The 12,178-nt window shown below is 47.4% G+C and carries 12 protein-coding genes; 8 read left to right on the top strand and 4 right to left on the bottom strand.

Annotation, left to right across the window (positions count from 1 at the left end):
- The first annotated feature begins 150 nt into the window (after nucleotides 1-150).
- Nucleotides 151-438, top strand: a complete 288-nt coding sequence (locus tag RGU72_RS07730; RefSeq protein ID WP_322119180.1) for a DUF4936 family protein — start codon at nucleotides 151-153, stop codon at nucleotides 436-438.
- Nucleotides 429-1,175 carry an NRDE family protein gene (locus tag RGU72_RS07735; protein ID WP_322119181.1) on the top strand — a complete coding sequence of 249 codons (747 nt, stop codon included), beginning with the start codon at nucleotides 429-431 and terminating at the stop codon, nucleotides 1,173-1,175. Before RGU72_RS07730 ends, RGU72_RS07735 begins: the two co-directional genes overlap by 10 nt.
- Before the next feature lie 72 nt (nucleotides 1,176-1,247).
- Here the strand turns inward: RGU72_RS07735 and RGU72_RS07740 are convergent, their stop codons facing one another.
- The 4 genes from RGU72_RS07740 to RGU72_RS07755 form a co-directional block, all read right to left on the bottom strand.
- Nucleotides 1,248-2,516, bottom strand: a complete 1,269-nt coding sequence (locus RGU72_RS07740; protein ID WP_322119182.1) for an MFS transporter — start codon at nucleotides 2,514-2,516, stop codon at nucleotides 1,248-1,250.
- Between the two features lie 81 nt (nucleotides 2,517-2,597).
- Nucleotides 2,598-3,308: a queuosine precursor transporter gene (locus RGU72_RS07745; protein ID WP_322119183.1), complete on the bottom strand. Its 711-nt coding sequence runs from the start codon at nucleotides 3,306-3,308 to the stop codon at nucleotides 2,598-2,600.
- Nucleotides 3,309-3,496: 188 nt separating this feature from the next.
- Nucleotides 3,497-4,807 carry a homoserine dehydrogenase gene (locus RGU72_RS07750; protein WP_322119184.1) on the bottom strand — a complete coding sequence of 437 codons (1,311 nt, stop codon included), beginning with the start codon at nucleotides 4,805-4,807 and terminating at the stop codon, nucleotides 3,497-3,499.
- Nucleotides 4,808-4,902: 95 nt separating this feature from the next.
- On the bottom strand, nucleotides 4,903-6,132 hold the full coding sequence (locus RGU72_RS07755; RefSeq protein ID WP_322119185.1) for a pyridoxal phosphate-dependent aminotransferase: 1,230 nt from the start codon (nucleotides 6,130-6,132) through the stop codon (nucleotides 4,903-4,905).
- A 331-nt stretch (nucleotides 6,133-6,463) separates the two neighbouring features.
- On the opposite strand from RGU72_RS07755, the gene RGU72_RS07760 reads away from it, so the two are divergent.
- The 6 genes from RGU72_RS07760 (at nucleotide 6,464) to RGU72_RS07785 (ending at nucleotide 12,162) form a co-directional block, all read left to right on the top strand.
- Nucleotides 6,464-6,841, top strand: a complete 378-nt coding sequence (locus RGU72_RS07760; protein WP_322119186.1) for an Mth938-like domain-containing protein — start codon at nucleotides 6,464-6,466, stop codon at nucleotides 6,839-6,841.
- Nucleotides 6,838-8,514, top strand: a complete 1,677-nt coding sequence (locus tag RGU72_RS07765) for a glycosyltransferase family 39 protein (protein ID WP_322119187.1) — start codon at nucleotides 6,838-6,840, stop codon at nucleotides 8,512-8,514. The genes RGU72_RS07760 and RGU72_RS07765 overlap by 4 nt, the downstream gene beginning before the upstream one ends.
- A 70-nt stretch (nucleotides 8,515-8,584) precedes the next feature.
- Nucleotides 8,585-8,956, top strand: coding sequence for an EamA family transporter (locus tag RGU72_RS07770; protein ID WP_322119188.1), 372 nt, complete (start codon nucleotides 8,585-8,587; stop codon nucleotides 8,954-8,956).
- Between the two features lie 138 nt (nucleotides 8,957-9,094).
- Nucleotides 9,095-10,222 (top strand): DegT/DnrJ/EryC1/StrS aminotransferase family protein, encoded by a 1,128-nt coding sequence (locus RGU72_RS07775; RefSeq protein ID WP_322119189.1) that lies wholly within the window; start codon nucleotides 9,095-9,097, stop codon nucleotides 10,220-10,222.
- Between the two features lie 16 nt (nucleotides 10,223-10,238).
- Entirely contained in the window at nucleotides 10,239-11,204 is a 966-nt protein-coding gene (locus tag RGU72_RS07780) for a glycosyltransferase (protein WP_322119190.1), read from the top strand.
- Nucleotide 11,205: 1 nt separating this feature from the next.
- Entirely contained in the window at nucleotides 11,206-12,162 is a 957-nt protein-coding gene (locus RGU72_RS07785) for a formyltransferase (RefSeq protein WP_322119191.1), read from the top strand.
- Nucleotides 12,163-12,178: the final 16 nt, after the last annotated feature.

A 12,178-nucleotide genomic window follows, 5' to 3' on the forward strand; every position in this document is an offset into this window, starting at 1 on the left:
AAATCAATATACTCACCCTATGTATAAGAATATGATGGCTTATTGTCCAATTAGTCTCTGGACAATTAATCAAATTAGTCAAATACTCCCCTTTTTTTATACATTTAACTGCATTTTCAGATAATTGCGAAGCGACGACCAGAATCTACTATGGACTGCTATATTTATTACAAAACACCGGTCGAACATCAAGATCAGGTTTTAGAACAAGTACAAGCGATGCAAGACATTCTTCGCCGTGACACTGGCATTAGATCAGGCCTGCAGCGTCGACCCGAAGTCAGTGGTGGCATGCAGACCTGGATGGAAATTTATCAACAAGTCCCGGAGAATTTTATCGCCTGCATCACCCTGGCGATACAACAAACCCGCTTGCTAGCTTTGATTCATGGTGAGCGACATCCTGAATTTTTTATGGAGATAATTCCATGTGTCTGATCGTCTTTGCCTGGAAATTATTACCGCATACGCCTCTCATCGTCGCCAGCAACCGGGATGAATTTTATGATCGACCGGCAGCACCGGCAATCTGGTGGGAAGGTGCACCCCATGTATTTGGCGGACGTGATTTACAATCCGGCGGCACCTGGATGGGGGTAGCCAATCAGGAAGATCAGAATGCTGCGGCGAAAAAATTTGCAGCTATTACCAATGTACGGGCGCCCTCAGAGAAGCGCACTGATGCACCCTCTCGCGGCACGCTGGTATCCAATTATCTGACAGGTACACTATCTGCCAAAGACTATATCGTCAGCATCAAAGACAAGGTAGCAGACTACAACGGTTTTAATTTGTTGGTGGGCGATGAAGAGGATTTGATCTGGTTCTCTAATCGCAAACAAGACGATCCACGCAATGGTCAACCGCTGTCGCCGGGTATTTATGGCATTTCAAACGCAGCACTTGATACACCTTGGCCCAAAGTCGTCAAAACCAAAGCGGAGTTTGCCAGCTTGCTGTGTCAGCGTGCGCCGGAAGAAGCTTATTTTGAAATGCTGTCAAACACCACACCAGCACCCGACTGCCGCTTGCCAGATACAGGGATCAGCTTTGAGATGGAACGTCTGTTGTCATCCCCATGCATAGAGTCGCCAGATTACGGCACGCGCGTATCTAGTCTGATCAAAATACATAGCCACCATCCGGCTGAATTTCATGAGAAGCTGCTACGTTAATTGATGCATCGGTGCGACATTAGTTAAGCCGGCACATCGACTAAATCAAAGAATTGCAGATATCAAAACACCTCAAACATCTCGCAAAGGTGCACGCCATAACATTAGTGCAGCAATCAATTTAAGAGCACAGGGCAAAATCGCGTACGCAACGCCCAGCGCTTGGATACCTTGCAGGTCGCTGGTACCGGGCACGTAGCCAAGAAAATCAAGCAAAGGCAAAGACACTCCGGCAGCCAATGCTAGATTCATCTTGGTGGCCCAATTCCAGGCACCAAAATAGGCGCCCTCTCGCTGCCCGCTATGCCCGCCTTTTCTGATGACCGCAGCCAATAAGGCTGGTGGCAATGCCAGATCAGCACCAAGCGCCAAGCCAGACATTGCGCAAATGATCCCGAATGGCATTGCTGCCCCGACACCCAGGCCAAACACCCAGACAAAAGAGGCGATCGATAGCAGCATCCCCAACAACCATGCGCGTGCCTCGCCCAGCTTACTTGCGGTGAAGACCCACAGAGGCATAGAAATCGCAGCCGCTAAAAAATACAGTATTAAAAATACGCCCGACAAATGCCCAAGCTGCAAACGATCTTTAGCAAAAAACAAAAATAAGGTCGCGGGAATGGATGCCGCAATTCCGTTGACGACAAATACCGCGAATAAACTACGAAAATATGCATTACGAAAAGGGATGGTCAATGACAGAGGCTCTGCTGCCAGAGCGTTCTCCGGCACAGCCTTTATCTTAACGTCGGCCAATGCCGGGCGAGGTGCATAACGAATCAGTAAGCCACTAGCGACCAATAAGCTGACCACAAATGCAGTCGACAACCACGCAATACTGGCTAACTGCGACAAGGCTGCAGCAGCAATTACACCAATCAAACCGCAGGCTTCGCGGACAGCCGTAATCCGCGTGCGTTCAGTGGGAGCCTGGGTCAATGCAGCACCCCAGCTTTGATGAGCGATTGTCGCTAGACTAAAACCCGCATATACCACCATCAATGAACATAAAAACCAAATAAACGGCGCACCGTTCGCGATTGTTAATGGATGAAATAGAGCGAGAAATCCTATAATCAGCGCAGGCAAGGACCAAAGTATGTAGCGCGAATACGATTGACTACGATGATTTTTATCGATCCACCAACCGATTGCCGGATCAATAAAAGCGTCCAGTAAACGCGCTAGCAATAGCGCCGTACCGATCAAGGTAAGTGAAATACCAAAATGCTCCGCATAAAACTGGGGAACATAGACATAGATGGGCAGCGCGACCAGCGCTAGCGGCAATCCGAACAGGCCGTAAGTCAGTACCGCAGAAAATGAAAAAATCTTCACTGGGACGTTAACCAAGTACGGCGACATTCACCGCAATAAAAATCGGTACGCGAGCCTAAAACAAGATCTAGGACAATCATCTCAAGCCTTCAATTTAAAAGGATTGAAATCAGTATCTATGTCGTAATAGTCCTCGTTCTCTTTCCGTTTTAAGAACGCGACAATTTTATAGGTGACAGGCGTCATCAGAACTTCCCAACCGGTCTTAAAAATATATTGGGCAATAATCACTGAGATCAGTTGGTGGTTCGACCAAATACCATAAAAAGCGATCACGTAAAATAAACTGGAATCTACCAGCTCACCGCAAACCGTGGATCCTATAAAGCGCATCCATAGTTGGCGACCTGCCATGGCAATCTTCATTTTTGCCATGACATAACTATTCACAAAACTGCCGCACCAAAACGCAATCATCGAGCCCAGGACGATGCGTGGCGTATTACCGAACACTGCATCCAGATGCATCTGGTAATCCCGGTTAAACGGATCAGCTGCGGGCTTTAACGCCAGCACCACAGCCGACATCACGGCAGCAAAAATCAAAGCACCAAAACCCGCCCAGATGACACGACGGTCGCGACCATAGCCATACACCTCAGTCAATATGTCGCCAAAAATGTATGAAATCGGAAAGAATAAAACACCCGCACCAAAGGTTACCGTGCCTAACACTGGCAAAGTCACTTCGGCAGCCTTAGCAGCGCCAATCAGATTTGAGCAAAGCAATACCGTCACAAATGCCGCCATGACGAAATCATAGTATTTGTATTGAGCGATAGGACGAGCCATAGTCTGGTTTTCTGACAATAAAATGAGTAGTTAAAACGAGAGTGACAACAAATTTGGTGTAATCAGCAAACTGATTTCTAAACGACGCTAAATACTAACTTAGAAAGAAAAACAGCGTCATTCTCTTGTAAGGATGACGCTGTTTTTTGTCCAAGATGAGCGGGTCAGGCTGAATTGTGTTGCTGAATTTAGCTAAGCTCTTCCAAACGCAACTTAGTAACAGAGCCGAATACCGTCGCCAATGCTTCAATTTTAGTAATCGCCGCCAAAATATTTTTCTCTTGAGTTTGATGTGTCAGCATAACGATATCGGTTTTTGCCTCGCCGTCTGCTGGCTCCTTTTGCAGCATTGCATCAATGGAAATAGAAAAGTCTGCCAGAATTTTAGTCACATCGGCCAGCACGCCAGCCTTGTCTGCAACATGCAGGCGCAAATAGTAGCTAGTGACAATTTCAGACATCGGTAAAATCGGTAATGCACTCATCGCGTCAGGCTGGAACGCCAGGTGCGGTACGCGATGCTCAGGATCAGCCGTCGCCAGCCGGGTAATATCGACCAGATCTGCGATGACAGCAGACGCAGTCGGCTCTGCACCTGCACCTTTGCCGTAATACAGCGTCGCACCAACCGCATCGCCTTGCACTAACACCGCATTCATCGCGCCTTCTACATTGGCGATCAAGCGCTTTTCCGGGATCAGGGTTGGATGAACACGTAATTCAATTCCATGATCGGTACGCTTGGTAATACCCAATAATTTGATGCGATAGCCCAGTTGCTCTGCGTAGCGGATATCAGTCGCCTCAAGTTTGGTAATGCCTTCTACATGCGCTTTATCAAATTGCATCGGGATGCCGTAAGCAATTGCGGCCATGATGGTCGCCTTATGCGCTGCATCGACACCTTCGATATCAAAAGTCGGATCTGCCTCGGCATAACCCAATGCTTGCGCTTCTTTTAGAGCAGTCCCGAAATCCAAACCTTTATCACGCATTTCGGACAAGATGAAATTGGTCGTGCCATTGATAATGCCGGCAATCCACTGAATACGGTTCGCGGTCAATCCTTCACGCAGAGCCTTGATAATCGGAATTCCGCCAGCAACCGCGGCCTCAAATGCGACCATCACACCTTTGGCTTGTGCCGCAGCAAAAATCTCGTTGCCATGAGTTGCCAGCAAGGCTTTGTTCGCGGTGACGACATGCTTGCCGTTGGTGATGGCTTTTAACACCAAGTCTTTAGCGATGCCATAGCCGCCAATCAGTTCAATCACGATATCAATCTCAGGATTATTGACCACTAAATTGGCATCATTGACGACTTCGACTTCTCCATTAGTCAGTTCGCGCGCTCGCTCAACGTTGAGATCGGCTACCACGGCAATTTCAATCGAACGTCCTGCGCGACGCATAATCTCTTCTTGATTGCGCTTCAAGACGTTAAATGTGCCGGAGCCAACTGTGCCTATACCTAACAGACCAACTTTGATGGGTTTCATATTATCTCTATACGTACTAAATAAAAAAATTAAGCGGTGGCAGGTTAAAAATCCTGCCAGTAAATCTTACAAATTATCTATAAAAACAAGCCTTGCTAATTCGTACCATGACGTCTGCGATAACCCTCCAGAAAACTGGCAATCCGCCCGAATGCTTCCGTCAAATCATCGGAATTAGGTAAAAACACGACGCGGAAATGATCTGGATGTATCCAGTTAAATCCTGTTCCTTGTACCAGCAAGACCCGCTGCTCGGTGAGTAAGTCATGAATAAATTCTTGATCATCCTTGATCGGATACATCTTAGGATCAAGTTTAGGGAACATATATAAAGCGGCTTTGGGTTTGACGCAAGTCACACCGGGAATATCGGTCAGTAGTTTATGCGCCAGATCACGTTGTTTTAACAGGCGACCGCCAGGACCGACCAGATCATTGATACTTTGGTAGCCACCAAGGGCTGTCTGGATGGCAAATTGTCCGGGCGCATTCGCGCACAGACGCATGGAGGCCAGCATATTTAAACCTTCAATATAATCTTTGGCGTGACGTTTCTCACCAGAGACCACCATCCAGCCTGCCCGATAACCACAAGAGCGGTAATTTTTGGACAAACCATTTAAGGTTAAGAACAGGACATCGTCTGCCAGCGATGCGATCGAAGTATGTGTCGCTTCGTCATACAAAGTCTTATCGTAAATCTCATCCGCAAAAACGATCAACTGATGCTGGCGGGCGACTTCAACGATTTGCTGCAAAATTTCAACCGGATATAAAGCACCGGTAGGATTATTCGGATTGATGACGACAATTGCTTTGGTATTCGGCGTGATCTTACTTTTGATATCGTCTATATCTGGCATCCAGTCCGCGGTTTCGTCACAGACGTAGTGAACAGGTTTACCGCCAGACAAACTGACTGCGGCTGTCCACAAAGGATAATCCGGCGCTGGCACCAAGACTTCATCACCAGAATTGAGTAAAGCATTCATACTCATGACGATCAACTCAGACGCGCCATTACCGAGATAGACGTCCTCAATAGTGACACCACGGATATGTTTCTCCTGGGTGTAATGCACGACCGAACGACGCGGTGCGAACATCCCTTTAGAGTCGGTATAGCCTGCAGCATTTTGCATGTTCAGTATCATGTCCTGAACAATTTCATCGGGAGGATCAAAATTGAATACGGCCAGATTGCCGATATTCAGTTTGATGATCTTATGTCCCTCATCCTCCATCTGTTTGGCTTTTTCCATGACGGGGCCACGGATGTCATAACAGACGTCTGCTAATTTTTGTGATTTTTGTACGGGGCGCACTGATGCAATCCTCTATAAAATAAGTCTAAATTGGTGCGAGGCTGCAAGATGATGGCTCATTGATGGGCTCATTGACGATTCATCTCAGTCAATCTATCGTTGATTGCTGCACTGCCAGATTGTGCATTTTGCCCAATGAACACCGTTTTATCAATTCGTTTCGAGAATTCGTCTAATTTTGTTTGCTTTTGGTGAGTTTTAACAAAAATTACAGGGCATTGATTGGATAAACCCTTGTGATCAGTCGAGTATGAGATATCAATGGCAGAATGCGCCAGCCTTTGAGAAAAAAAGCTACAATGCGCCAATCTTGAGACTTACGCCTGCATCCATGAAGCTACATTCAACTCAAACTCAGCAATACCAGACTGTCACTGCCTACGATCAACAAGGCGTGGAATTTAATGCCAAGCGCTTTGAACATAGTCTGATCGTTTTACCCGAAGTCGCTCCCTCACTTTGGAATGTTACGCATTTTGATACCTTAACTGCCGACGATTTTGCGCAGGTGAATGCGACTAAGCCCGATGTCGTGATTTTGGGTACGGGTGTACGTCAGCGTTTTATCCATCCTAAATTAATCTCTGTATTGACGAGTCAGCGCATCGGTGTCGAATGCATGGACAATCAAGCTGCCTGCCGCACCTACAATATTTTGATGGCAGAGGGACGCAAAGTCGCTCTGGCCTTGATTATGGAATCTGCATGAGACCAAGCCGCTCGCCTTACGACTCCCACGCTACGCTTTGGCTGATTGCGATTGTTTTTACTTTGCTCTGGTTGTATATGTTGGGTGCACGGACTTTGGTGCCCACGGACGAAGGTCGTTATGCCGAGATGGCACGTGAAATGGTAGCTACCGGCGACTGGATTACGCTACGTTTAAATGGCATTAAATATTTTGAGAAGCCACCACTACAAAACTGGATGAACGCCATCAGTTTTGAACTTTTTGGTCTTGGCGAATGGCAAGCCAGATTGTGGACTGGATTATGCGGTTTATTAGGAGTTGCAGTAACCGCTTATACCGGCGCCAAAGTATTTAACCGTCGGGTGGGTATCAGTACTGCGCTGGTTTTGGGTTCCAGTTTTTTATGGTTTGGTCTGGGTCATATCAATACGCTAGACATGGGCTTGTCCGGCATGATGACCTTGAGCTTGTGCGGTTTGCTATTAGCGCAAAGAACCAACGCCAGTGCTGCTGAACAGCGTTATGGCATGTTGCTGTGTTGGGTCGGGATGGCGTTGGCGAGTATGTCAAAAGGACCGATTGGCTTGGTCTTGCCAGGGGCTGTACTCGTCATTTACACCTTGGTAACGCGTGATTGGGCGCTCTGGACACGTCTGCATTTGGGTAAAGGCTTGATCGTCTTTTTCTTGATCACTGCCCCCTGGTTTATTTTGGTCTGGCAAAAAAACCCCGAGCACCCCTATTTCTTTTTTATTCACGAAAATTTTCAGCGGTTTACCAGTAAGGTCCATCACCGTGAAGGCGCATGGTATTACTTCATTCCCATCCTGATACTGGGAATCATGCCTTGGCTGGGCTTGTTGCTACAAAGTCTTTGGTCGGGCTTGCGTGAGAAAACGATAGGAGAAAATTTTCAGCCTAAAAAGATGTTGCTGATCTGGTCAGTCTTTATCTTTGTATTTTTCAGCATTTCCGGATCAAAATTACCGTCTTATATTTTGCCAATTTTCCCTGCGCTGGCTTTGCTCGTCGCGGTGCGGCTAGAACGGACATCTATCCTTTCGTTGCGCATAGCAACAGGCTTATTTGGGCTGATCGGACTGGCTGGTTTAATTTTTGCTGGTAAAGTTGGCGGCCTCACTAATGACGCTTATGAAATCCCTCTTTATCAAGCATACCAACCTTGGGTTTATGCGGCCGCAGCGGTTGCTTTTACTGGCGGAATACTAGCGAGCTATTTTGTTGGACGGAATAAAGATGCCGCAGTTATAACTTTGGCGACAGCAGGATTTTTTGCCTGGCAAGCGCTGTTTCTAGGACATGAGCCATTAGGTCGTTATGGCGCGGGATTGCAACATATTGCTGAGATACAAGCAGAATTAACGCCTGCTACACAGATTTTCGCAGTGGGTCGCTATGAACAATCATTACCTTTCTATTTGCATAGGACGGTCACGTTGGTGGAGCACCCAGACGAGATGGCGTTTGGACTCGGAATACAACCTGAGCTATGGATACCCAAGCGTGAAGATTTCGTAAAAAAATGGCGTGAAGACAGCCTGAGTAGCAAAGCAGATGTTGCAATTCTACGTACCGATATTTATCAGGCATTTGTAAAACAAGAAGTGCCAATGCGCGTCATTGCAGAAGATCCAAAACGCGTTATTGTGTCAAACATACTTACTAAATAAATAAAACGACAAAGTAAGACAAGCAATCCAATTAATCCAGCTAATCCGGCCACAGGAACAAGAAAATAATATGAACATCGGCACTTTTGGTTTTATTCTGACCGGCATTTTTTTAAATGCAATCGCGCAGTTACTACTTAAAATAGGCACTAAAGCAGTGGGCGCCATCCATTTAACAGCGGAAAACTGGCTCCCTATAGGATTAAAACTAGCGACTCAATTGCCTATCATTGGCGGCCTCACTTGCTACGTGTTGTCAGTGCTGGTATGGATTGTCGGCCTGTCCCGGGTTGATGTCAGTATCGCCTATCCGCTGCTGTCTATCGGCTACGTTGTGAATGCCTTCCTTGCCTGGTACCTTTTAGGTGAAGTCATGTCGCTGCAACGCATACTCGCTATCGGCGTCATTATCATTGGTGTCGCCCTCCTGATAAAAAGCTAAAGCATCGCTAAAAATCAACATGATTTGAAGGTAAATTAAAAAATAAGGGGAGTATGTCGATAAATACCCCTTATTGTCCAAACAATATCTGGACGATTAAATTTACTCCATCCCAGTATATAAATAAAGGAATCAGCAATGACTACAGCACTGCCCTTCTTGCCATTCACAAAACCCACCATGGACGAAGAGACGATTACCGCTGTCGGTAATGTCTTGCGTTCTGGCTGGTTGACCAGCGGTCCTAATGTGCAGGCGCTGGAAGCGCAATTGTCCGAGTACTTTGGTGGCCGACCAGTGCGCACCTACAACTCGGGCACTTGTACGATGGAAATCGCTTTACGCATTGCGGGCATCGGCTCGGGTGACGAGGTAATTACGACACCAAATTCCTGGGTTGCTACCGCCAACGTCATTATCGAAGTCGGTGCTACGCCAGTATTTGTCGATATCGATCCACGTAGTCACAATATTGACCTGGATAAAGTTGAAGCGGCGATCACACCGCGCACAAAAGCAATCATCCCTGTTCACATGTGCGGCCTGCCCTGCGACATGGATAAACTTTATGCAATCGCTAAGAAACACAATCTGCGTGTCGTCGAAGATGCAGCGCAAGCCATTGGTTCTACCTGGAAAGGTCAGCGCATCGGTGCCTTTGGCGACTTTGCCTCATTCAGTTTTCAGGTCAATAAAAATATCATGACTGGCGAAGGTGGCTGCCTGGTCTTAAATAATGCAGAAGAAGCCCGCCTGGCAGAAAAGTATCGGCTACAAGGCGTCACCCGTAGCGGCTTGGATGGTATCGATGTTGATGTCCTCGGCGGCAAATACAATATGACCGATATCGCCGCCGCGATTGGTCTTGGACAGATGAAGCATCTGGCAGAGTTCAACGCCAAACGCAAAGTGCTGGCGCAGTATTATTTTGCGACATTTGGCAGCGAATTCGAAGCACAAACAGGCGCCGAACTACCGGTCGCTGATTTTGAAAACAGCAACTGGCATATGTTTCATATTGTTTTGCCAGAACGCGTCAATCGCGGCGAATTTATGCAGCAAATGATGGATGTGGGCATCGGCCTCGGTTATCACTACCGTGCTATTCATTTGTTCAGCTATTATCGTGCTCGTGGTTTTACAGATGGCATGTTCCCGATCGCAGAGCGTGTTGGTAAGCAGATCGTCACACTGCCATTATTCCCAAGCATGACCCAAGCCGACGTAGAACGCGTCGTGTCTGCGGTAAAATCTTGCCTTTCCTAATTTTGAGCCTCGATTGATGAAACCAGAACTCTCCGTCGTCATCCCTGTTTATAACGAAGAAACCGGTCTAGCGCAGTTGTACGCTCGGCTATATCCCGCGCTGGATGCCCTGGCTGCGCGTGGTGTTAGCTATGAGATCGTATTCGTCAATGACGGCAGTCGCGACAATACGGCGTCGATACTGGCGGATCAGTTCAGACTGCGTCCAGATGTTACCCGTGTCGTCTTATTCAGTGGCAATTACGGCCAACACATGGCGATACTGGCAGGATTTCAGGCGACCCGCGGTGAAATCGTCGTCACGCTCGACGCCGATCTGCAAAATCCCCCTGAAGAAATTGGCGCACTGGTCGACAAAATGCGCGAGGGCTATGACTACGTTGGCTCTATCCGCCGCAAACGTCAGGACTCAGCATGGCGTACCTACGCCTCCAAAGCAATGAATCGCTTCCGCGAAAAAATCACCCGTCTCAAAATCACCGATCAAGGCAATATGCTGCGCGCTTATGGCCGCAATGTGATCGACCTGATCAATCAATGCAGTGAGGTCAACACTTTTGTGCCTGCCCTTGCCTATACTTTCTCGCGCAATCCGACCGAAATCACGGTGGAACATGAAGAACGCGCTGCTGGCGAATCCAAGTATTCACTGTACAGCCTAATCCGCTTGAATTTTGATTTGATGACGGGCTTTTCTATTATGCCTTTGCAGTGGTTCTCTATGCTAGGGATGGTGCTGTCAGCGGCATCTGCCCTGCTGGTATTTTTGCTCTTAGTTCGTCGCTTTATTTTGGGTTCGGAAGCAGAGGGCCTATTCACGCTATTTGCGATTGCTTTCTTTATGATGGGCGTGATTCTGTTCGGTATTGGTTTGCTCGGTGAATATGTTGGTCGTATTTATCAACAAGTACGCGGTCGCCCACGTTATGTGGTACAAACAATTTTAGAACATACCAGCAATGATGTTTCAGAGACCAACTGAGATGACAGATAACAATCTCACTGGCAGTGACGCCACCAATGCCACTGCTACTGCCGTCGTCTTTGCTTACCATAGCGTCGGTGTTCGCTGTATCAAAACCTTGTTAGCTCGCGGTATCAACATCACGCTGGTTGTGACGCATGAAGACAATCCTGCTGAGACCATCTGGTTTGAATCGGTCGCTGCGCTTTGCAAAGAACACGGCATACCGACCATTACCCCAATCGACCCAAAGTCTGCTGAATTACATCAGCAAGTCGCAGCTATCGCGCCCGATTTTATTTTCAGCTTCTATTATCGCAATATGTTGCCCGTTGAATTATTAGGGCTGGCAAAACGCGGTGCCTATAATTTGCACGGATCTTTATTACCCAAATACCGTGGTCGTGTACCAGTCAATTGGGCAGTTCTGCATGGCGAAACTGAAACGGGGGCAACACTGCATGAAATGGCGCTTAAACCTGATGCAGGCGCGATCATCGCCCAGACCATGGTGCCGATTTTGCCAGACGACACGGCGTTTGAAGTATTTGGAAAATTAACGGTCGCGTCCGAACAAACCTTATGGTCAGCTTTGCCCGGCTTGCTAGCAGGCAACGCAATTAAGCTGAACAACGATCTGTCGCAAGGAAGTTATTTCGGTGGACGTAAGCCAGAAGATGGTCGCATTAACTGGCAGCACACTGCGCAGCAGGTGTACAACTTGCACAGAGCCGTTGCTCCACCCTACCCCGGTGCGTTTACTGAATTAAATGGTCAGACTTATGTTATCGGAAAAGCACGTTTATCAACAAACTTTCCTACTAACAATAGATCTGATTTGCCGACAGGCTTATGTGTAGTGGATAATGCTATCTTTGGCGTTTGCGGCGATGGTCGCGCACTATCGATTATTGAATTATTATCCAATGGCAAAGCGGTTTCCCCTGAAGTTTTGGAAGCTGCCATCAAGGCTTAAAATTGGTTCAATCCAA

Source organism: Undibacterium sp. 5I1 (assembly GCF_034314085.1).
Taxonomy (GTDB): Bacteria; Pseudomonadota; Gammaproteobacteria; order Burkholderiales; family Burkholderiaceae_D; genus Undibacterium.